The organism is Curtobacterium sp. MCJR17_043, from assembly GCF_003224315.2.
In the GTDB taxonomy this organism is placed as follows: domain Bacteria; phylum Actinomycetota; class Actinomycetes; order Actinomycetales; family Microbacteriaceae; genus Curtobacterium.
On record NZ_CP126259.1, the window covers coordinates 2,096,773 to 2,117,468 of the forward strand.

A 20,696-nucleotide genomic window follows, 5' to 3' on the forward strand; every position below is an offset into this window, starting at 1 on the left:
GAGCCATGTCTGACGCTCTCTCCTGGCCTGCGGTGATCAGCGCGCTCATGGCGCGCGAGGACCTCTCGATCAGGCAGTCCACATGGGCCATGGAGCAGATCGTCCAGGGTCGGGCCACCGACGCCCAGATCGCCGCGTTCGCCGTGGCGCTCCGCGCGAAGGGCGAGACGGTCGACGAGGTCGTCGGGTTCCGCGACGCGATCCTCGACGCCGCGGTCCCGCTCGACGTCGACCCGATGGCCCTCGACATCGTCGGGACCGGCGGCGACGTCGTCGGCACGGTGAACGTCTCGACCATGGCCGCCGTCGTCATCGCGGCCGCGGGCGTCCCCGTGGTCAAGCACGGGAACCGCGCGAGCTCGTCGAAGTCCGGCTCGAGCGACGTGCTCGCCGCACTGGGCCTCGACCTGACCATGGACGCCGCGCGTGTCGCCGAGACCTTCCAGCGTGTCGGTCTGACCTTCGCCTTCGCGAGCGCGTTCCACCCCGGGTTCGCCAACGCAGCCGCGGTCCGGCGGGAGATCGGGGTCCCGACGGTGTTCAACTTCCTCGGGCCCCTGGTCAACCCGGCGCGCTGCGAAGCGAACGCGGTGGGCGTGGCACAACTCGACCTCGTGCCGATCATCACGGGCGTGTTCCAGACGCGTGGGGCGACGGCGCTCGTGTTCCGCGGTGACGACGGGCTCGACGAGCTCACCACGACCGGGCACAGCCACATCTGGCAGGTGTCCGGCGGTCGCGTCACGGAGCACGACCTCGACCCGCGCGACCTCGGCATCGCCCGTGCCCGCACCGAGGACCTGCTCGGCGGCGAGCCGGCGGAGAACGCGGCCATCGTCCGCCGGGTGTTCGCGGGGGGAGTCCGGGCCCGTCCGGGACATCGTCCTGCTGAACGCGGCGGCGGGTCTGGTCGCCTTCCGGCTGGCGCAGGACCCGGACGAGGTCGACCGTCCGATCCTGCAGCGGTTCCGCGAGCAGCTCGTGGTCGCAGCGGACTCGATCGACTCCGGCGCCGCGACGCGCAAACTGGACGAGTGGGTGGGCGTGGCGCCCGCCGCCGTCTGACCCGTACCGCCCGCGGTCACCCTCGACGGACGCTGGGACCCGGTCCCGACGCAGCACGGACGCGACGACGGGAGGCCCGCACCGGTCCGTGGAACCGGTACGGGCCTCCCGTCCGTGTCAGGCGATCCGCGTCAGCGGACGTCCTCGTCGACCCAGTCGAAGGTCTTCGTGACGGCCTTCTTCCAGAGGCGGAGGGTGCGCTCGCGCTCGGCGGCGTCGAGCTGCGGCTCCCAGCGCTTGTCCTCCTGCCAGTTGGCACGGAGCTCGTCGAGGTTCGCCCAGAACCCGACCGCGAGACCGGCGGCGTAGGCGGCACCGAGGGCCGTCGTCTCGGCGACCACGGGCCGGACGACCGGCACGTCCAGGATGTCGGCCTGGAACTGCATGAGGGCGTCGTTCGCGGTCATGCCACCGTCGACCTTGAGCTCGGTGAGCGCGACACCCGAGTCGGCGTTGACGGCGTCGAGGACCTCGCGAGTCTGCAGCGCCGTCGCCTCGAGGGCGGCACGCGCGATGTGGCCCTTGTTGACGAAGCGGGTCAGGCCGACGAGGGCGCCGCGGGCGTCCGGGCGCCAGTACGGCGCGAACAGCCCGGAGAAGGCCGGGACGAAGTACACGCCACCGTTGTCCTCGACGGTCGTGGCGAGCGTCTCGACCTCCGGCGCGCTGCCGATGATGCCCAGGTTGTCGCGGAGCCACTGGATGAGCGAGCCCGTGACGGCGATCGATCCCTCGAGCGCGTAGTGCGTCTCCTGGTCGCCGAGCTTGTAGCCGACGGTGGTGAGCAGCCCGTTCTCGGAGCGGACGATGTCGGTGCCGGTGTTGAAGATGAGGAAATTACCGGTGCCGTAGGTGTTCTTCGACTCGCCCTGGTCGAACGCGGCCTGCCCGAAGGTGGCGGCCTGCTGGTCGCCGAGGATGCCGGCGATCGGGACCTCGCGGAGCAGGCTCGAGGACTCGACGTGGCCGTACACCTCGGAGGAGCTGACGATCTCCGGCAGCATCGACTTCGGCACACCGAAGTCGCCGAGGATGTCGTCGCGCCACTGCAGCGTCTCGAGGTCCATGAACAGCGTGCGGGACGCGTTCGTGACGTCGGTCTTGTGGACGCCGCCGTCGGTGCCACCGGTCAGGTTCCAGAGGACCCAGGTGTCGGTCGTGCCGAAGAGCAGGTCGCCGGCCTCGGCCTTCTCGCGTGCACCCTCGACGTTCTCGAGGATCCAGGCGATCTTCGTGCCCGAGAAGTAGGTCGCGAGCGGGAGTCCGACGATCGCCTTGTAGCGGTCGGTGTCGCCGTCGGCGAGCTTGTCGACGATGGCCTGCGTGCGGGTGTCCTGCCAGACGATGGCGTTGTAGACGGCCTTGCCGGTGGTCTTGTCCCAGACGACCGCGGTCTCGCGCTGGTTCGTGATGCCGACCGCCGCGACGTCGTGGCGGGTGATGTCGGCGCGCGACAGGGCCTGACCGATGACCTCACGGGTGTTGTCCCAGATCTCGGCCGGGTCGTGCTCGACCCAGCCCGCACGCGGGAAGATCTGCTCGTGTTCCTTCTGCCCGACGGAGACGATCGAACCGGAGTGGTCGAAGACGATCGCTCGCGTGCTGGTGGTTCCCTGGTCGATGGCGACGATGTAGTCGGCCATTGGTGCTCCTTACGACGGTGTTCGGTGCTGCGGCCGGGCCGGGTCGACCCGGCCGCGAGGGTGGTGCAGGTGGTGGGGAGCGCGTCGGACGCGCTGGTGGTGCGGGGGGTTCCCTGCGGTGCTAGGACACCATCGGGAGGAGCGCGCCGGAGACGACGGCGGCGAGGGCGCCACCGACGAGCGGGCCGACGACCGGCACCCAGGCGTAGGACCAGTCGCTCGTGCCCTTGCCCTTGATCGGCAGGATGGCGTGCGCGATGCGCGGGCCGAGGTCACGGGCCGGGTTGATCGCGTAGCCGGTCGGGCCACCGAGCGAGACACCGATCGCGATGACGAGGAAGGCGACGGGGATCGCGCCGAGCTCGGCCGGGGTCTGGCCGTTCGTGAACGCGATGACGACGAAGACGAGGACGAACGTGCCGATGATCTCCGTGACGACGTTCCAGCCGTAGCTGCGGATCGCCGGACCGGTGGAGAAGACGCCGAGCTTGGCGGCGGCGTCGGGCTCGGCGTCGAAGTGCTGCTTGTAGGCGAGCCAGACGATCACGGCACCGATGACCGCACCGATGAGCTGGGCGAGCCAGTAGAGGAACATCTCGCCGACCGTGATGTTGCCGAGGATCGCCTGCGCGAGGCTGACCGCGGGGTTCAGCTGGCCGCCCGACTTGTAGGAGACCGTGACACCGGCGAAGACCGCGAAGCCCCAACCGATCGTGACCATCAGGAAGCCGGCCCCGAAGCCCTTGGACTTGGTGAGCGAGACCGCGGCGACGACACCGCCACCCAGGATGATGAGCATCGCCGTCCCGACGAGCTCAGACATGAAATTGACGCCGATGCCGTCCATCGGTACCTCCGATTAGCTGTGTTCGGGGGGCCCGGCCTGAGCACCGGCACTCCCCGTCGAGTGATTGAGCCCGAGCATAGTGCTGGGCGTTTGCCCGATGTGGGGGACAGCGAGGCTGCTGCCGCGAAAGTGAGAGGACGTGCACGCACCCTGGTCACCCGGGTCCGCGCGGAGCAGCGACGGGGCCCCGCACCGTGAACGGATGTGCACCGGAACGGCACGGGTGCGCGGCCGTGCCCCTGGTGCGCGCACCTCCCGGCGGTACAGTGAGCCGACTCCGGACGACGTCGGCGGTGGACGACTGCGGACCGGTCTCTCACCCGTGTCACACCGTGGAGGCGCAGCATGAAGAAGCTCATCAACGACCCGCAGGCCGTGGTCATCGAGACCGTCCGCGGGTTCGCCCTCGCCCATGCCGAGCACGTCGTGCTCGTGGAGGACCCGGTCCACGTGGTCCGCCGCGACGCCCCCGTCCGCGGCAAGGTCGGCATCGTGAGCGGCGGTGGCAGCGGGCACGAACCGCTGCACGCCGGTTTCGTCGGACCCGGCATGCTCGACGCCGCCGTCCCGGGCCCGGTCTTCACGAGCCCCACCCCGGACCCCATCGTCGCCGCCACCAAGGCGGTGGACGGGGGAGCGGGCGTGCTGCACATCGTGAAGAACTACACCGGGGACGTCCTCAACTTCGAGACCGCGGCCGAACTCGCCGCCATGGAGGACATCCGCGTCGAGAGCGTCGTGGTCGACGACGACGTCGCCGTCCAGGACTCGCTGTTCACGGCGGGCCGACGCGGCGTCGCCGGCACCGTGGTCGTCGAGAAGTGCGCGGGCGCGGCGGCCGAGCGCGGTGACGACCTGGACGCCGTCACCGCCGTGGCCCGGCACGTCAACGAGGTCACGCGCTCGATGGGCCTCGCGCTCGCCTCCGGCACCGTCCCGCACGCCGGTGAGCCGTCGTTCACCCTGGCCGACGACGAGGTCGAGCTCGGCATCGGCATCCACGGCGAGCCCGGACGCGAACGGATCGCGATGGCACCCGCGGACGAGCTCGTCGACCGGGTCCTCGAGCCGATCCTCACCGACCTCGCCGCTCCGGCCGGCTCGCGGCTGCTCTTGTTCGTCAACGGGATGGGCGGCACCCCGCAGTCCGAGCTCTACATCGCCTACCGGCGCGCCGCGGAGGTGCTCACGGATCGCGGCCACGAGGTCGCGCGTAGCTTGGTCGGCAACTACGTCACCTCCCTCGAGATGCAGGGGTTCTCGATCACCGTCACGGTGCTCGACGACGACCTGATCGCCCTCTGGGACGCTCCGGTCGAGACCCCGGCACTGCGCTGGGGTCGCTGACACCGGGACCGCACGACACCACCAGCACGACGACACCGCTCACGACGCCGACCTGCTCGGCCGCACGAAGGGACACACCTTGTCGCTCGACACCGCATGGGCCATCGACTGGGTCCGCCGCACCGCCGCCACGATCGACCAGCACCGAGCGGAGCTCGTCACGCTGGACCGCGAGATCGGTGACGGTGACCACGGCGAGAACCTCGACCGTGGGTTCCGCGCGGTCGTCGAGTCGCTCGACACCGCAGCCCCGGAGACACCGGGGGCGGTGTTCAAGCTCGTCGCGACGAAGCTCATCTCGACCGTCGGCGGTGCCGCCGGTCCGCTGTTCGGCACCGCGTACCTCAAGGCGGCCCAGGCAGCCGGGGACGCGGCCGAACTCGACGCGGACACCCTGGTGGCCGTGCTCACGGCGGCCCGCGACGGCGTGGTCTCCCGTGGCAAGGCCGAGGTCGGCGACAAGACGATGGTGGACGCCTGGACGCCCGCCGTCGACGCCGCCGCAGCATCGGCAGCCGCGGGGGGAGACGCCCGAGCAGGTCCTGGCCGCCGCCGCCGCCGCCGCGGCCACCGGCGCCGAGTCGACCGACGCCCTCGTCGCGCGGAAGGGCCGCGCGAGCTACCTCGGCGAGCGTGCCGTCGGGCACCGCGACCCCGGCGCCCAGTCGAGCGCCTACGTCCTGCGCGCCGCGGTGGACGCGGCATGAGCGTCGGGATCCTGGTCGTCTCGCACAGTGCCGCCGTCGCGCAGGGCACGGTCGACATCGCCCGGCAGATGGCCGGTGACGTCCGGCTCGTCGCGGCGGGCGGCACCGACGACGGCGGGATCGGCACCTCGTTCGAGGCGATCTCGGCCGGGATCGAGGAACTCGCCGCCGCCGACGCCGTCGTGGTCCTGTGCGACCTCGGCTCCGCCTACCTGACGACCGACACGGCCCTCGACTTCCTCGACGAAGACCTCCGGGCACGCGTGCACGTCTCCGACGCGCCGCTGGTGGAGGGGACCGTGGCCGCGGCCGTCGCAGCGCAGACCGGTGGTGACGTCACGGCCGTGCTCGATGCGGCGTCCACCGCCGGTGGTACCGGGACGGCTGGTCCTGCCGACCGCACCGACGCGGCGGGCGGCGGGGGGAGCCTCCCGGCCGGGAGGCGCGGGACAGGCCGCCGACAGCGGCGACGCGGACGGGGCGGTCGCCACCGCCACCGCCACCGCCGAGCTCGTCAACGAGTCCGGCCTGCACGCGCGCCCCGCCGCCGAGTTCGTGAAGGCGGCCGCTCGGCACGAAGCCGTGGTCCGGGTGAACGGCGTCGACGCGAAGAGTCTCCTCGCGATCATGGCGCTCGCGCTGCCGAAGGGGGGCCTCGGTCACGGTCGAGGCGTCCGGGGCGGACGCGCAGGACGCGGTAGACGAACTCGTCGCGCTCGTCCGCTCGGGCTTCGGCGAGTAGCCCCGACCGGCCGGTGCGGCGGCAGGACCGGCCGGTCAGCCGCTCGTGACGACCGACTGCAGTCCGGTGACGCGCAGCAGGTCGAGCCGCGACGCGTCCTCGCTGCCGGGCACGACCGTGTAGACGACGATCCGCAGGTCGCTGCCCGGCACCGAGAGCGTGTCGCAGTCGACCTCGATCGGGCCGACCGGCGTCAGCAGGGTCTTCCGGCTCGTCCGGTGCTCGGCGATCCGGGCCTCGCCCCAGCGGCGCTCGAACTCCGGGCTCGTCGCGCGGAGGTCCCGGACGAGTTCGGCGAGGCGCCGGTCGTCCGGGTACCGCCCGAGCGCACCGCGCAGGTCGGCTGCCAGGTCGGACGCGAAGGCCTCGCCGTGCTCGTCGTCGAAGTCGACGCCCTCGTGGCCGTCGGTGAAGAACTGCCAGACGAGGTTCGCCGACCGCCCCTGCCACCGGTCGCCGTCACCGGATGCCGCAGCCCAGAGGTCGTTCCGGTACAGCAGGTCGTGGCTCGCGGTGAAGACGGCGAGCGGCACGTCGGCCAGCCGGTCGACGATCCGCTGCACACCGGGTGTGATGTGCCGGGGAACGACGCCGCGCGACGGGGGAGCTGCCCCGGCGACGCGGAACAGGTGGTCGCGCTCCTGCTCGGTCAGCCGGAGCGCGGTGGCGAGCGCGGAGAGGAGCTGCGGCGACGGGTTCAGTGCCCGCCCCTGCTCGAGCCGCACGACGTAGTCGACGCTGACACCGGCGAGTGCCGCGAGCTCCTCGCGCCGGAGGCCCGCCGCCCGCCGCCCCGGACCGGCGGGCAGACCGACCTCGGCCGGGCTCACCCGGTCGCGCCAGGACCGCAGGACGTCGGAGAACTCGCTCATGCGTCCATCCTCGCGCCGATCGACGGCCCGACCGTGGTACTCGCAGTCCCCCCCGTCGGCCAGGCAGCACGTCGAGGGGTGCCTGGGGGGAGCGGATCGGCAGCGCGCAGGATGGACCCATGACCACCACACTCATCACCGGGGCGAACCGCAGCCTCGGCCTCGAGACCGCCCGCCGCCTCATCGAAGCCGGCCACACCGTGATCGCCGGCGTCCGCGACCCCGACGACGCCGACGCCGTCCGCTCCCTCGGTGCCTCCGTCGTCCAGCTCGACGTCACCGACCAGGCGAGCGTCGACGCCGCGTTCGCGTCCGTCCCCGCCCTCGACGTCCTCGTCAACAACGCCGGGATCAGCGGCACCTCGTACGGGGTCGACGACCTGACCGCCGAGGCGATGACGGCCGTCCTGGAGGCGAACGTCACCGGCATCGTCCGCGTCACCCAGGCCGCCCTGCCGCTGCTCCGCGCGTCCGAGCACCCCGTCGTCGTCAACGTCGCCTCCGGCGTCGGCTGGCCGCGGTTCCTCAGCACGCCGGGTCACGACGAGTTCCCGGTGCCGATGATCCCGTACGCGGCCTCGAAGGCGGCCGTCATCGCCCTGACCGTGCAGTACGCGAAGAACCTGCCGACCTTCCGGGTCAACGTCAGCGACCCGGGCTACACGGCGACCGACTTCAACGGTCACTCCGGGCACCAGACGGTCTCCGAGGGCACCGACGCGACCGTCGCGCTGGCGCTCGTCGGCCCGGACGGCCCGACGGGGGGAGTTCCACAACCGGCACGGGCGCATCGACTACTGACGTCGACGCTGGGCTGGACGGACGGGAGGCGCGTGGCGGGCTCGCCGCGCGCCTCCCGTCCGTTGTCGGTCCAGCGGGACGTGTCGGACCGGACGGCGGCCTCAGCCGCCCCAGTGAATCGGCCGCTGGAAGCCGTCGTCGAGCCGTGTGTCGGCGTCACCTCGTGCCGCGTCCACCTGCATCTGGGTGAGGACGACCGCCCCGCGGAGGTCCGCACCGGACAGGTCGGCGTCCCGGAGGTCGGCACCGATGCACTCGCACGAGCGGAGATCTGCGCCGGTGAGGTCGGCCCCGATGAGCAGCGCGCCGCGGAGGCTCGCGCCCCGCAGGTCCGCCCGCCGCAGGTCGGCGCCCACCAGGTCGGCGCCCACCAGGTCGGCGCCGGGGCCGACCCGGAGGCGGCCGACGCGACGCTCGTCGGCTCCGGTGTCGCGGCCATCCCCGCCGCGGACCCGAGCCCGCGCGCTCCGACTCGCCGCGAGCAACAGCGGTCGTGCGGCGTCGTACTCCGCGTCGACGTCGATGCCGAGGATCGTGTCCGGGTCGGCGTCACTGAGCGCACAGACGCGCTCGAAGTCCCGTGTCAGCCGTTCGGCGTCCGTGTCGGCAGGGGTGATCGTGATGGCCTCGTCGAGGTACCGGAGCAGTTCGTGCAGCCGCCGCACGACCGGGAACGCCGCGAACATCGCCTGGCGGGTGGCGTCGTCGTCCCGCCAGGACCGACCCGCGAAGGTGTGCCGCGAGACCTTCTGCCCGGCGCCGGAGCAGTCGAAGACCGTGCAGCCGCGGAACCCCTCGGCCCGGAGGCGCGGATGGATCGTGCAGGCGTCGGCGCCGTCGAGGTTCGTGCACGGGTCGCCGGCGGGTTTGTCGACGGGGAAGTCGACCGACCGGGTGAAGGCCAGCGCGACGCAGCAGAGGCCGAAGCAGTTCGCGCAGTCGGCACCGAGGTCCTCGCGGCGGCCGAGGGTCACCCGGGTGCGTGTCGTCATCAGGGTCGAGGCTCCACAGCGATGTGAGCGGCGCCGTCCGCGGTGGTCAGCGCCGCGTCCGGAGCGCGTTCGTCGCCCAGAGCGCGACGGCGATCAGCACGGGCTGGAAGAGGAGTCGGACGAACCGCTTCGTGTCGGTGTCCAGCCCGAAGCCGTCCCGGTGGTGCAGCCACTGCGCGATGTTGCCGGGGAAGACCGCGGTGAAGAAGACCGCGGCCACCCAGCCGACGGTCGCCTGCCGGCGGACGAGCAGCATGAGCGCGGCGCCGAGAGAGATCTCCGCGACGCCGGACGCCAGGACGGTGACGTCCGGGTCGAGCGGCACGAACTCCGGGACCTGCGCCCGGAACTCCTGGCGGGCGACGGTGAGGTGACTGATGCCCGCCCACGTCATGGCCGCACCGAGCAGGATGCGGACGACCGTGCGAGGCGCGGTGGAGTGGACGAGACGGCGGCGGTCGATCTCTCGGTCAGTCATGTTGTGCACAACCTAACACGGAGCTCCGAACGGCAGGGGAGCCGAGGGAGGCGAATCCGTCACGCCTGCGCCTCGGTCAGTCTGAGCTGACATAATATGCATTATCGGCGCGCGATCACCGGCAACGCGAGTGCGGCACAATCACCTCATGAACACCGGAACGCCCGACCAGAAGCCCGCCGTCCTGTTCGTCTGCGTGCACAACGCCGGGCGGTCGCAGATGGCCGCGGGGTTCCTGCGTGCGATCGCCGGTGACCGCATCGACGTCTTCTCCGCCGGGTCCGAGCCGGCGGACCAGGTGAACCAGGTCGCCGTCGCCGCCATGCACGAGGTCGGCATCGACATCGTCGGTCAGACGCCGGCGATCCTGACGACCGACGCGGTCCGGAACGCCGACGTCGTCATCACCATGGGCTGCGGAGGCGCGTGTCCGGTGTTCCCCGGCAAACGCTACGAGGACTGGGAGCTCAGCGACCCGGCCGGCCTGCCGATCGAGGACGTCCGACCGATCCGCGACGACGTCCGCGGACGCGTCGAACGCCTGGTGGCGACGCTCGTCTGAGCGCCGCTGCCAGGCGTCCGCGGGTGCTGCCCTAGTTCGACGAGTCGTCGGACGAGGTCGGCACGTCCGAGCTGTCGATCTCGAGGGCTGCGTTCTCCTCGCCCTGCTCTTCGACGGTGTGGTCCGTGTCGGGCTGCTGGGGCTCGTCGGCCTGCGTGGTCTCTTCTGCCGGGTCCGGCTGGCTGTACGTCATGTCGGTGACGCTACGCCGCGGTCGCTCGATGGTCGCAGGGACCGCTCGTTCCCGGACAGACGGGAGGCCCGTGGCGAGTTCCGCCACGGGCCTCCCGTCGTTCGATCGCAGTGGTCAGAAGCCCAGCGCGGTGTTCATGTTCGCGGCCGCGTTGAAGAACGCGATCGACGAGAAGATGCCGATGACGAGCGACAGGACGGAGATGATGACACCGGCGATCGCCAGGCCGCGGCCGCGCTCCCCCCGTGCGCTTGATCTGCGACAGGGCGATGAGGCTGACGACGAGGCCCGCGATGTTGATGACGAAGGCGAGCACGAAGCCGACGATCGCGAGCGTGCTGAACTTCTGGCTGCTCTGCGCCGTGCTCTGGTACGGGTTGGTGGTGTTGGTCATGATGACTCCGGTGCGAGGATGACGTCAGGTCGCTGACGATTGGTCGACTCTGAACGTACTGACACGGCGGTCCGGTGTCCGGAAAGCGGCGCAGGCACCCACGAACTGGGGACACACCGATCGCGCGAGCGGCGGCACCGAGCGCTGCGTCAGCGCACGGACCGGCGCACCAGTTCCGGGAGCTCCGCTGGCTCGAACGGCTCGTCCGTCGCCTCGAGTTCGTCCGCCGTCCACCACCGGGCCGCCAGGATGTCGACACGTTCGTCGTCCGTCCACTCGGCGTCGGACAACGTGAAGCCCGCCGTACGGACGACGTAGAACTCCGCGTGCCCGCGGTCGTGGTCGGCCTGGTCCCACGTGACCGCGAAGTCCCAGGACCACACCGGCTCCCCCCGGGTCGGTGATGACGATGCCGGTCTCCTCGCGGAGCTCCCGGACCGCCGCGTCCCGGTGTGACTCCCCCCGGGTCGACGCCGCCGCCCGGGGTGATCCACCGGTGCGCGCCGTCGGAGGACGGCGCCTTCGTGTCCATGAGGAACACGCGTCCGTCAGGGTCGAGCAGGAGGATCCGGGAGGTCCGGCGCAGGCCGTGTGCAGCAGTCACGGCACCGACGCTAGCCGCCGGGTGCGACGCACGCGCCGCGCGACGGCGAGGGCCGACGGCTCAGCTCGTGAAGGAGCTGACGTCCCCGACGAGCTTCGTGTGGTCGGCGGGGATCGGCTCCACCGCGGCGAGGGCGATCTCGGCGGCGAACTCGGACACGCTGTAGAGCTTGCCGACCGCCTCGCGGCGACCCTCGATGGCGCCGGGGTTGATGCGGTTGAGCAGGGTCGCCGTGATGGTGCCCTCGATCATGTCGCCGGAGACGGTGACGAACTCGATGCCCGCGGCCTCGAGCTGCGGCAGGAGCTCACGCAGGGCGAGTTCGCCGGCGCGCTTGCTCTTCGCGACCGGGAGGTACTCGGGCAGCGTCTCGGCGGTCTCGACGAAGTGGGCCTGGTGGCTCGTGACGAAGACGACGCGGGACCCGGCGGGCATGTGCGGCACGGCGGTCTGCAGCATGTCGACCTGCGCGTCGCGGTTGAGTCGCAGCGCGTAGTCGTCGCCCATGCCGGACTCCATGCCGCCGGAGGCGTTGAGCACGAGCAGGTCGATGCCGCCCCACTCCTGCACGACCGCGTCGACCATCGCCTGCACGGAGTCGTGGTCGGTGAGGTCGGCCCCGAGGGCGAGCGCCGCTCCCCCGGCCGCGACGATCTTCTCTGCGATCTGCTCGGCACGACGCGCTTTGTTGCGGTAGTTCACGACGACCTTGGCGCCGGCCTCTGCCAGGTACCCGACCGTGTCCGCTCCGATGCCGCGGGAGGACCCGGTGACGAGGGCGCGCGTGCCGTCGAGGGATCCGGGGGGCGAGGGGGGCTGCTCACAGTGGTGTCTCCTGTCGTGGGGCGGCGCCGGTCCTGGTCGTCCCGGGCGGCATCGAGCCTACCAAGGCGCGGCGCGGCCAGCCCGGTACCCGCGCCGCCGTAGGGGCCACCAGTCGCCTCGCCGGAGGGCGCTGGTACGTTGGTCGGACAAAACCGGACGTCGCGACGCAGCGACCGCCGCGCGCGATGTACGGGGAGGGAGATCGCGTGGACGTCACGGAATGGACGCAGGTGATCGTGTGGATCGCACTGGTGCTCGTCCTGGGGGGTGGTCGAGGTGTTCACCCTCGACTTCGTCTTCATCATGCTCGCTGCCGGGGCAGCCGGCGGCCTGGTCGCCGCACTGCTCGACGCCGAGTGGTGGCTGTCGACGCTCATCGCCGCGGTGCTCGCGCTGCTGCTGCTCGCCGTCGTGCGTCCTCGGGTGCTCCGAGCGCTGAACCGCGGTGCCGACCCGCACCGGACCGGTATCGACGGCCTGGTCGGGATGAGCGGCACGGTCGCGCTCGCGTTCACGTCCTCCGGTCCCGGTCAGGTCCGCCTGGCCAACGGTGAGACCTGGAGCGCGCGCTTCGCTCCCGGCACCACCGACCGCACACCACCACTCGGCACCCGCGTGGTCGTCGAGTCCATCGAGGGCTCCACAGCCGTCGTCCGCACCGAACAGAAGGCTGGCCAATGACCCTGTCCACCGGGACGGTCGTCCTGATCGTCCTCATCGCCGTCGTCGTGGTCTTCGTGATCGTCGTCCTCGCCAAGGCCATCCGGATCGTCCCCCCAGGCCACCGCCGGCATCGTCGAACGGCTCGGCAAGTACCACAAGACCCTCAGCCCGGGGTTGAACCTGCTCGTGCCGTTCATCGACCGTCTCCGGCCGCTGCTCGACATGCGCGAGCAGGTCGTCTCGTTCCCGCCCCAGCCGGTGATCACCGAGGACAACCTCGTCGTCTCGATCGACACCGTCGTGTACTTCCAGGTCACCGACGCCCGCGCCGCCACGTACGAGATCGCGAACTACCTCGGCGCCGTCGAGCAGCTCACCACGACCACGCTCCGCAACGTCGTCGGTGGGCTCAACCTCGAAGAGGCCCTGACCAGCCGCGACAACATCAACGGGCAGCTCCGCGTCGTGCTCGACGAGGCGACCGGCAAGTGGGGCATCCGCGTCGGCCGTGTCGAGCTGAAGGCCATCGAGCCGCCCGTGTCCATCCAGGACGCGATGGAGCAGCAGCTGCGTGCCGAGCGGAGCCGTCGTGCCGCGATCCTGCAGGCCGAGGGCACGAAGCAGTCCCAGATCCTCGAGGCCGAGGGCCAGCGGCAGGCGGCGATCCTCGCGGCGGAGGGTGACGCGAAGGCCCAGGTCCTCCGCGCCGAGGGTGAGGCGCAGGCGATCGCGACGGTGTTCGACGCCATCCACACCGGAGACCCGGACGAGAAGCTGCTGTCCTACCAGTACCTCCAGATGCTGCCGAAGATCGCCGAGGGCACGTCGAACAAGCTCTGGATGATCCCGAGCGAGTTCACCGAGGCGCTCTCCGGCATCGCGAAGGGCTTCAGCGCCACGCGGACCGGCGGTGCGCCCGCAGCCGGCCCGGTGGGCAGCGGCGACTTCCTCGAGAAGATCTCCAAGCTCGCGGGCGAGAGCCTCGTGACCACCACCGCCGCGACGACCGGGAGCGGCACCGCGGCCCGGAGCGCGGACGCCACCGCGGCGGACATCGTGCCGGAGTCCGCGCTGGCGGACCGCCTCGCCGAGTCGGACCGGAGCGTCGACGAGAAGCTCGCGGCCGCCGCCGACGCGACCCGCGCCCAGTTCCGGACGGACGAGCAAGCCGGCTCGACCGACGGGCAGGCGCAGGGCGAGGACCGCTCCCCCCGCGGTCTGACCGACACACGACGACGGCCCGCTCCCATCAGGGAGCGGGCCGTCGTCGTGTGTGCCGCGCGACGCCTACGCGCCGCGGCGGGCACGGAGCACCTGCAGGCGTTCCTGCAGCAGCTCCTCGAGTTCTTCCCTGGAGCGCCGTTCGAGCAGCATGTCCCAGTGGGTCCTCGGCGCCTTGACGTCCTCTGCGGCGACCTCGACGGGGGTGCCGTCGTCGCCGAGCAGTCGTCCTTCCATCCCGGTGCGCGGGTCCGACCAGACGGCCGGGACCTCTGCCTCGGCGGAGAAGACGATGTCGAAGGTCTCTCCCGAGACCGCCTGGTAGACGGCACGCTTCCGCTCGGAGAGCTCGACACCGTCCTCGCTCTGGAGGCTCTGGCTCCCGAGCCGCATGCCTCGGAGACTCCGATCAGCCATGTCCGACTCCTCTCGCTCGTTCCTCCGGTCCAACCCACACCACCCGCCTTTCGTTCCGGAGGGGTGGCATTCACAGTCGGTTCCCAGTGCACGGCGCGGCCCCGGATGGCAGGTCAGCGGCGGCGGTGTCCCCACGGAGCGCAGGCGAGCAGGACGAGCAGACCGCCGAGCGACAGCGCGAGCGTGATGTTCCCCGACGCGACGGTCGCCGGCGTGGTCGACGTGCCGAGCGGGACGTCCGTCACCATCGAACTCGCGGTGTACGCCGGGACCCGGTCGATGGTCCGACCGCTCGGGTCGATGACCTGAGATGCGCCGACGGTGGAGATGTTCACGAGCGACCGTCCGGTCTCGACGGCCCGCATCCGGGCGATCTCGAGCTGCTGGAGGTTCTCGTCGGTCCCGTCGAAGTCGGCGTTGTTCGTCTGCGCCAGGATCACCTGCGCTCCCCCGTCCGCCAGGTCCGCCGTCAGGCCGTCATCCACCACGTCGAAGCAGATCATCACGCCGGCGCGGATGCCGGCGACCGGCAGCACGTTCGGCTTCGTCCCCGGGGTGTAGTCGCGCTGCAGGAGCCCGATCAGCGACGGGGCGAGCTTCGAGTAGAACCACCGGTCCGGGACGTACTCCCCGAACGGGACCGGCCGCTTCTTGTCGTACGAGGCCCCCCAGCCGTCGTCGTCCCACACGAACGAGGTGTTGTGCAGGACCCCGGACGCGGTCTGCGTCACACCGCCGGCGACCAGCGGGGCCCCGACGCTCCGCACGACGGCGTCGAGCGCGGACGCGATGACCGGTTCGCGACGGGGGGTCGTACTCCGCCGCCGCCTCCGGCCACACGACGAGGTCGACGCCGCGGGCCTCGACGTCGGTCGCCGCGACCTGCGACCGGAGGACGTCGCCGGGTTCGGCGCCGTCGAAGTAGCCGGCGGGCCCGTTGCCCTGGACGGCCTCGACCCGCACCGTGCCGTCGACCGCCGTCGGCCACGCGGGCACCGCCAGGACCACCGAGACGAGCAGGCCGGCGGTCGCGACGCGGACTGACAGGCGGAGCCCGCCGACGAGTCCGAGCGAGACCACGACGGCGACGCAGTAGACGACGATGAAGCTCAGTCCGAGGACGCCGACGTACGCGGCGAGGTGCGTGAACGGGCCCTGGGACTGGGACAGGCCGACCCGACCCCACGCGAACCCGCCGTAGGGCCAGCTGCCGGAGAACCACTCGCGCCCGGTCCAGAGCGCTGCGACCACGGCCGGGAGGCCCCACATGCGTCCGGCGGTGGAGGTCACGACGCGCCCCACCCACCGGTACGCGAGGGCGATCGCCACCGTGCCGAGGGCGAAGAGCGCCGCCTCGAGCAGCGCGAGCGCGAACCAGGGCACCGGTCCGAGGTACCGTCCGGCCCACGAGATCACCGGCACCCAGAACGCGACGCCGGCGACGAACCCGAGCCACGAGGCGCGGCGGGCCCGCTGCCCCATCGCGGCGAGCAGGAGGCACGCGACCGCCGGGTACGCGAGGAACCACCAGCCCGGGGACGGGAACGACAGGGCGAACAGGAGTCCGCCGACGACCGACAGCGGCAGCGCCTGCGCGAGGGGCAGGGCCGCGGTGAGCGCGTCGCCCGCCGTCCCGGGCCGCCACCGTTCGACGGACGCACGCACCGGACGCACGGGTGTGGCGAGGACCGTCACCGGGCCTCCCGTCAGACCGTCGCGTAGGCGACGATGCCGCGGCGCACCGCGTCCGTCGCACGACGAGCCGTGCGGGCGAGGTCCTCGTCGCCCGCGTTGCGGATCTGGTCGAGGAGGTCGATGACCTGCTTCGACCAGCGGACGAAGTCGCCCGCGGCGAGGTCGAGCGACCGCAGCACGTCGTCGAGCGGGGACCCGGAGGCCCACCGGAACATCCCGAGCGCGATCGCCGGTGTCGGCGGCTCGGAACCGGCGAGCCGGGCGTCGCGCTCGACGTCGTCCAGGCGGGCCCAGATCGTGAGCGTCTCGTCCAGAGCCGGCCGGAAGGCGCCGCGCGGCACGGCGTGCTCGGTGCCCGGCGCGTCCTCGCGGCGGGGCTGGTAGACGATGGTCGCCGCCATCCCGGCGAGCTGCGCGGGTGTGAGTTCCTTCCACACGCCGGCCTCGAGGCACTCGGCGACGAGCAGGTCGCGGTCCCCGTAGATGCGCTGCAGCCGCCGACCGCCGGCCGCCACCGTGACGTCCCCGGAGTCGTCCTGCACCAGGTACCCGAGTGCGAGCAGCACGTCGGTCACGCGGTCGAACGTCGTCGCGACCGCGCCCGTGCGGGACCGGATCTGCTGCACGAGCTTGTCGTTGCTGCGCTTGAGCTTGTACCAGCGCTCCGCCCAGCGGGCGTGGGCCTCGCGGTCCGGGCAGGCGTGGCACGGGTGCCGCTGGAGCTGCCGGCGGACCTCGGTGATCGCGGACTGGCGGTCCTGGCGGGCCCCGTGCGAGGCCTCGCGGCCGCCGGGCACGTTCGAGCGCTCGAGGTCCGACAGCCGTCGGCGGAGTGCCGCGTACTCCGTGAAGTCACCGAGGTGGCACTGCATGGCGTTCTGGTAGCCGTCCAGGGACTCCTGCTGCGACCGGACCTTGCGGGCGAGGTCGACGACGGACCGGTCCGCCTGGAACTGCGCGAACGAGGTCTCGAGCACCTCGCGCGTGCGGTCGCGGCCGAACTGCTCGATGAGGTTCACGGCCATGTTGTAGGTCGGCTTGAACGACGAGTTGAGCGGGTAGGTCCGACGGCTCGCGAGCGACGCGACGGCCTGCGGCTCGAGGCCGTCCGACCACTGCACGACCGAGTGGCCCTCGACGTCGATCCCCCCGACGCCCCGCACGACCGGTGAGCTGCGTGTACTCCCCCCGGCGTGATCGGGACCCGGGCCTCGCCGTTGAACTTCTCGAGCTTCTCGAGGACGACGGTGCGCGCCGGCATGTTCACCCCGAGGGCCAGGGTCTCGGTGGCGAAGACGACCTTGAGGAGCTTGCGCTGGAACAGGTCCTCGACGACCTCCTTGAACGCGGGCAGCAGCCCGGCGTGGTGTGCGGCGACCCCGCGCTCGAGCCCCTCCAACCACTCCCAGTAGCCGAGGACGGCGAGGTCCTCGTCGAGCAGGGTGCGGCAGTGGTACTCGGCCGTCTCGCGGATCTCACGCCGCTCGTCCGCGGTCGTCAGCGACAGCCCCGAGCGCACGACGTGCCGGACGCCCTGGTCGCAGCCGTTCCGGCTGAACACGAAGAAGATCGCCGGCAGGAGCATGCGCTCGTCGAGCATCTTCGCGATCTGCTCGCGGTGGGCCTTCTCCGCACGGGGACCACGGCGGTCCGGGTACACCGGGCGCCCGCGACGGCCGCGCGGACCGTTCGTGCCGTGACGGTTGGCGCCGCCGACGAGCCGGAGGAGCTCGGGGTTGACGCGGTTCGTCGCCGCGGCACCGGACGAGTCGAAGAGGTCGACCATCTTGTTCCCGACGAGCACGTGCTGCTCGAGCGGGACCGGGCGGTCCTCGGAGACGATGACGTCGGTGTCGCCGCGCACCGTCTGCAGCCAGTCGCCGAACTCCTCGGCGTTGCTGACGGTCGCGGAGAGCGACACCAGCCGGACCTCGGTCGGGAGGTGCAGGATGACCTCTTCCCAGACCGCGCCACGGAACCGGTCGGCGAGGTAGTGCACCTCGTCGAGCACCACCCACGCCAGGTCGTCGAGCAGGTCCGAGTCGGCGTAGATCATGTTCCGCAGGACCTCGGTCGTCATCACGACGACGCGGGCCCGGGGGTTGACGTTCGTGTCGCCGGTGAGCAGCCCGACCTCGGTCTCGCCGTACGCCTGCACGAGCTCGGCGTACTTCTGGTTGCTCAGCGCCTTCATCGGCGTCGTGTAGAACACCTTCGCGGTCGGCTGTCGCATCGCCAGCCAGATCGCGAACTCGGCCACGATCGTCTTGCCGGCGCCGGTCGGTGCGGCCACGAGCACGCTGTTGCCGCGGTCGACCGCGTCACAGGCCGCGAACTGGAACGGGTCGAGGTCGAAGCGGAGGTCGGTCCGGAACAACTCGAGGTTCCGCGAGCGACGGCGGACCTTCGCGGCGGCGAACCGCTCGGCGGGGCTCAGGCTGGTCTCGGTCACAGGCCGTACTCCTCGTCGAGCTTCGCCTGGCGCTTCGCCAGACGGCGGTCGTGCACCCACGTCACCAGGCAGGCGGCGAAGTAGAGCACGACCATCGGGATGGCCAGGATGAACATGGACAGCACGTCCGCCGACGGCGTGACGAGCGCGGTGAAGACGAGGATCAGCACGATCGCGACCCGCCACGACCGGACGATCGCCGCGGCCGTCAGGACCCCGACGAAGTTGAGCAGGACGAGGAAGACCGGCAGCACGAAGGCGATGCCGACCGCGACGATGAGCTTGATGACGAAGTCGTAGTACGCCTTCGCGTCGACGATCGACGTGTCCTGCGCCGAGACGAAGCTGCCGAGGATGCCGACGACGTGCGGCAGGACGTACCACCCGAAGGCGCACCCGGCGAAGAACAGCGGGATCGCCGAACCGAGGAAGCCCCACACGTACTGCTTCTCGCGACGGACCAGGGCCGGGACGATGAAGGCCCAGATCTGGTACAGCCAGACCGGGCTCGCGATGACGACGCCGATCGTGACCGCGATCTGCAGGCGGAGGTCGAACGCCCCCGTGATCATCGGGAAGTTCAGCTCCGCGGTGTGCCCGCCGACCCGGGCCAGCTGCGTGACCGGGGAGCGGAGCGCGTCGAGCACGAACGGTGTGAGGAACCAGCCGCCGACCGCCGCCACCAGGACCGCGACGACGGCCTTGAACAGGCGGTTGCGCAGCTCGATCAGGTGTTGACCGAGGGACATGCGGCCTTCGGGTTCCTTCGGTCGGCGCCCGTGCCGCTTCTCTCGCCCGCCCGCGGTCGTCGAAGCCATGCACCGATCCTACGGCAGCGGTCTCTCAGTGGACGTCGAGAGCGGCCGCCGCGAACGCGCGCACGGCCTCCCGGGCGGCGGGTGGGTCGATCACCACGGCGCGGCCGGGCAGCCCGGCGACGAGCCGGACGACCCCGTCGAACCCGGCCGACGCCGCGAGCCGGATGCGCACCCGCCCGTCGGCGTCCGGCGCATCCGCGGTGTCGGCGAGGAAGTCGGCGACGAGCGGCAGGGACGAGGCGTCGAGCTCGACCGTGACGATGACGTCCTGGGCGCTCTGCTGGAACAGCGTGTCGGGCAGGACGACGTCCTCGATGGTCCGTTCGGCGGGCCGGTCGTCCACGCGCACGCCGGACATCCGGTCGAGGCGGAAGGTGCGGATGGCCGCGCGGTCGAGGTCCCAGGCGCGCAGGTACCAGTCGGCGTCGATCGACTCGACGCGGAGCGGGTCGACGCGACGCGTGCCGCCCTGCGTCCGCGGTCCCGCGTACTCGAACAGGAGTCCACGTCGCTCGGACATCGCCTGACGGATGACGGTCAGGGACGCGTCGTGCAGGTCCTGGCCGACGGCCACGTTCCCCGCCGCGCCACCCGCACCGCGCGACAGTTTCGCCATCAGTGCCCGGATGGCGTCCGTGTCGGCGGCCTCGGGCAGGGCGGACAGGTACTGGAGGCCCGCGATGAGTGCCGACGCCTCGCGCGCCGACAGCCGCGGGGCGTCGTCGATCGCCACGAGGTTCGTCAGCACGATCATGTCGTTCTGGTCGAAGTCGTCCCAGGCGATGTCGAACAGGTCGCCGTGCTGGTACTGCATGGTCTCGCCCGGGACGCCGGACACCGCGATGAGCTCGACGGCACGCCGGATGCGGGACTCGGGGACCCCGAAGTGCCGGGCGGCCTCGGCGACGGAGACGCGTTCCCGGTCGATGAGGTACGGCACGAGTGCCAGCAGGAAGGCGAGCTTGTCCTGCGCTTGCAGGGGCTGGGCGTCAGCCACGGTCGGGTCCGTCCTCGGGCAGGCGGCGACCGTCCTCGGCGCCGCGGTGGTCGGCGGTCCGCTCGGGCGGCCCGGAGTGGTCGGCGACGAGCACGCGGAGGCGGTCGACCACGCGCTGCCGCAGGTCCTCCGGTTCGACGACCCACACCTCGGGGCCGAACGCGGCGAGTTCCTCGGCCAGGATCTGCGGGTCGACGTGGTGGACCACCAGTTCGCCGTCCGTCGTCGCGGTGGTGTCCCGCCGACGGGCCAGACGGCGTTCGGCGTCCGACCCCGGGACGACGTGCACGGTCGCGGTGCGCTCCGCCCAGACCCGGTCCAGGCCGGCCAGCGCCCGCTCCCCCCGCGTCCGCCGGTGCCG

The 20,696-nt window shown here is 71.7% G+C and carries 16 protein-coding genes and 10 pseudogenes; 10 read left to right on the plus strand and 16 right to left on the minus strand.

Annotation, left to right across the window (positions count from 1 at the left end; all coding sequences use genetic code 11):
• Positions 1-5 precede the first annotated feature (5 nt).
• Positions 6-1,065, plus strand: a pseudogene (gene trpD, locus DEJ15_RS10875) (anthranilate phosphoribosyltransferase).
• Between the two features lie 131 nt (positions 1,066-1,196).
• Here trpD and glpK read toward each other — a convergent pair.
• Entirely contained in the window at positions 1,197-2,708 is a 1,512-nt protein-coding gene (gene glpK, locus DEJ15_RS10880) for a glycerol kinase GlpK (RefSeq protein ID WP_110824952.1), read from the minus strand.
• A 121-nt stretch (positions 2,709-2,829) separates the two neighbouring features.
• Positions 2,830-3,555 (minus strand): MIP/aquaporin family protein, encoded by a 726-nt coding sequence (locus DEJ15_RS10885; RefSeq protein ID WP_110824953.1) that lies wholly within the window; start codon positions 3,553-3,555, stop codon positions 2,830-2,832.
• A 345-nt stretch (positions 3,556-3,900) separates the two neighbouring features.
• Here DEJ15_RS10885 and dhaK point away from each other — a divergent pair, with 345 nt between their 5' ends.
• The 5 genes and pseudogenes from dhaK to DEJ15_RS10910 all read left to right on the plus strand — a co-directional run.
• The gene (gene dhaK, locus DEJ15_RS10890; protein ID WP_110824954.1) at positions 3,901-4,902 is read left to right on the plus strand and encodes a dihydroxyacetone kinase subunit DhaK; all 1,002 of its coding nucleotides are present in this window, start codon (positions 3,901-3,903) and stop codon (positions 4,900-4,902) included.
• Positions 4,903-4,981: 79 nt separating this feature from the next.
• Positions 4,982-5,609: pseudogene (dhaL, locus tag DEJ15_RS10895) on the plus strand (dihydroxyacetone kinase subunit DhaL).
• Positions 5,606-5,914: pseudogene (gene dhaM, locus DEJ15_RS10900) on the plus strand (dihydroxyacetone kinase phosphoryl donor subunit DhaM); the annotation flags it as partial. The pseudogenes dhaL and dhaM, both read left to right, overlap by 4 nt.
• A gap of 46 nt (positions 5,915-5,960) precedes the next feature.
• A pseudogene (locus DEJ15_RS10905) lies at positions 5,961-6,188 on the plus strand (HPr family phosphocarrier protein); the annotation flags it as partial.
• 100 nt (positions 6,189-6,288) lie between these two features.
• Positions 6,289-6,351 (plus strand): annotated as a pseudogene (locus DEJ15_RS10910) (hypothetical protein); the annotation flags it as partial.
• A gap of 35 nt (positions 6,352-6,386) precedes the next feature.
• Here the strand turns inward: DEJ15_RS10910 and DEJ15_RS10915 are convergent.
• Positions 6,387-7,223: a helix-turn-helix transcriptional regulator gene (locus tag DEJ15_RS10915; protein WP_110824957.1), complete on the minus strand. Its 837-nt coding sequence runs from the start codon at positions 7,221-7,223 to the stop codon at positions 6,387-6,389.
• Between the two features lie 119 nt (positions 7,224-7,342).
• Here DEJ15_RS10915 and DEJ15_RS10920 point away from each other — a divergent pair.
• Positions 7,343-7,852 (plus strand): annotated as a pseudogene (locus DEJ15_RS10920) (SDR family NAD(P)-dependent oxidoreductase); the annotation flags it as partial.
• Positions 7,853-8,125: 273 nt separating this feature from the next.
• Here the strand turns inward: DEJ15_RS10920 and DEJ15_RS10925 are convergent.
• Positions 8,126-9,016, minus strand: coding sequence for a pentapeptide repeat-containing protein (locus DEJ15_RS10925; RefSeq protein WP_110824959.1), 891 nt, complete (start codon positions 9,014-9,016; stop codon positions 8,126-8,128).
• 46 nt (positions 9,017-9,062) lie between these two features.
• Positions 9,063-9,494, minus strand: a complete 432-nt coding sequence (locus DEJ15_RS10930; RefSeq protein WP_110824960.1) for a DoxX family protein — start codon at positions 9,492-9,494, stop codon at positions 9,063-9,065.
• Positions 9,495-9,642: 148 nt separating this feature from the next.
• On the opposite strand from DEJ15_RS10930, the gene DEJ15_RS10935 reads away from it, so the two are divergent.
• Positions 9,643-10,056, plus strand: coding sequence for an arsenate reductase ArsC (locus tag DEJ15_RS10935; RefSeq protein ID WP_110824961.1), 414 nt, complete (start codon positions 9,643-9,645; stop codon positions 10,054-10,056).
• 31 nt (positions 10,057-10,087) lie between these two features.
• On the opposite strand, the gene DEJ15_RS10940 is transcribed toward DEJ15_RS10935, so the two are convergent.
• The 4 genes and pseudogenes from DEJ15_RS10940 to DEJ15_RS10955 all read right to left on the minus strand — a co-directional run.
• The gene (locus tag DEJ15_RS10940; protein WP_181419537.1) at positions 10,088-10,249 is read right to left on the minus strand and encodes a hypothetical protein; all 162 of its coding nucleotides are present in this window, start codon (positions 10,247-10,249) and stop codon (positions 10,088-10,090) included.
• 10 nt (positions 10,250-10,259) lie between these two features.
• On the minus strand, positions 10,260-10,643 hold the full coding sequence (locus DEJ15_RS10945) for a DUF4190 domain-containing protein (RefSeq protein ID WP_284174985.1): 384 nt from the start codon (positions 10,641-10,643) through the stop codon (positions 10,260-10,262).
• Positions 10,644-10,792: 149 nt separating this feature from the next.
• Positions 10,793-11,026 carry an NUDIX hydrolase gene (locus DEJ15_RS10950; protein WP_284174986.1) on the minus strand — a complete coding sequence of 78 codons (234 nt, stop codon included), beginning with the start codon at positions 11,024-11,026 and terminating at the stop codon, positions 10,793-10,795.
• 281 nt (positions 11,027-11,307) lie between these two features.
• Positions 11,308-12,060: pseudogene (locus DEJ15_RS10955) on the minus strand (SDR family oxidoreductase); the annotation flags it as partial.
• A 288-nt stretch (positions 12,061-12,348) separates the two neighbouring features.
• Between DEJ15_RS10955 and DEJ15_RS10960 the strand changes: the two are divergent.
• Positions 12,349-12,753 (plus strand): NfeD family protein, encoded by a 405-nt coding sequence (locus DEJ15_RS10960; protein ID WP_284174987.1) that lies wholly within the window; start codon positions 12,349-12,351, stop codon positions 12,751-12,753.
• Positions 12,750-13,665, plus strand: a pseudogene (locus tag DEJ15_RS10965) (SPFH domain-containing protein); the annotation flags it as partial. The gene DEJ15_RS10960 and the pseudogene DEJ15_RS10965, both read left to right, overlap by 4 nt.
• 357 nt (positions 13,666-14,022) lie before the next feature.
• On the opposite strand, the gene DEJ15_RS10970 reads toward DEJ15_RS10965, so the two are convergent.
• The 7 genes and pseudogenes from DEJ15_RS10970 to DEJ15_RS11000 all read right to left on the minus strand — a co-directional run bounded on the left by DEJ15_RS10970 (position 14,023) and on the right by DEJ15_RS11000 (position 20,624).
• Positions 14,023-14,373, minus strand: a complete 351-nt coding sequence (locus DEJ15_RS10970) for an RNA polymerase-binding protein RbpA (protein WP_110824968.1) — start codon at positions 14,371-14,373, stop codon at positions 14,023-14,025.
• A 113-nt stretch (positions 14,374-14,486) separates the two neighbouring features.
• Positions 14,487-15,140 carry an apolipoprotein N-acyltransferase gene (locus tag DEJ15_RS10975; protein ID WP_349814697.1) on the minus strand — a complete coding sequence of 218 codons (654 nt, stop codon included), beginning with the start codon at positions 15,138-15,140 and terminating at the stop codon, positions 14,487-14,489.
• Between the two features lie 376 nt (positions 15,141-15,516).
• Positions 15,517-16,068 (minus strand): annotated as a pseudogene (locus tag DEJ15_RS10980) (apolipoprotein N-acyltransferase); the annotation flags it as partial.
• An 11-nt stretch (positions 16,069-16,079) separates the two neighbouring features.
• Positions 16,080-18,520, minus strand: a pseudogene (locus DEJ15_RS10985) (DEAD/DEAH box helicase).
• Positions 18,517-19,269 carry a twin-arginine translocase subunit TatC gene (gene tatC, locus DEJ15_RS10990; protein WP_110824970.1) on the minus strand — a complete coding sequence of 251 codons (753 nt, stop codon included), beginning with the start codon at positions 19,267-19,269 and terminating at the stop codon, positions 18,517-18,519. Before tatC ends, DEJ15_RS10985 begins: the two are co-directional and overlap by 4 nt.
• Positions 19,270-19,363: 94 nt before the next feature.
• Positions 19,364-20,335 (minus strand): helix-turn-helix transcriptional regulator, encoded by a 972-nt coding sequence (locus DEJ15_RS10995; RefSeq protein WP_110824971.1) that lies wholly within the window; start codon positions 20,333-20,335, stop codon positions 19,364-19,366.
• The gene (locus tag DEJ15_RS11000; protein WP_284174989.1) at positions 20,328-20,624 is read right to left on the minus strand and encodes a WCX domain-containing protein; all 297 of its coding nucleotides are present in this window, start codon (positions 20,622-20,624) and stop codon (positions 20,328-20,330) included. Before DEJ15_RS11000 ends, DEJ15_RS10995 begins: the two co-directional genes overlap by 8 nt.
• Positions 20,625-20,696: the final 72 nt, after the last annotated feature.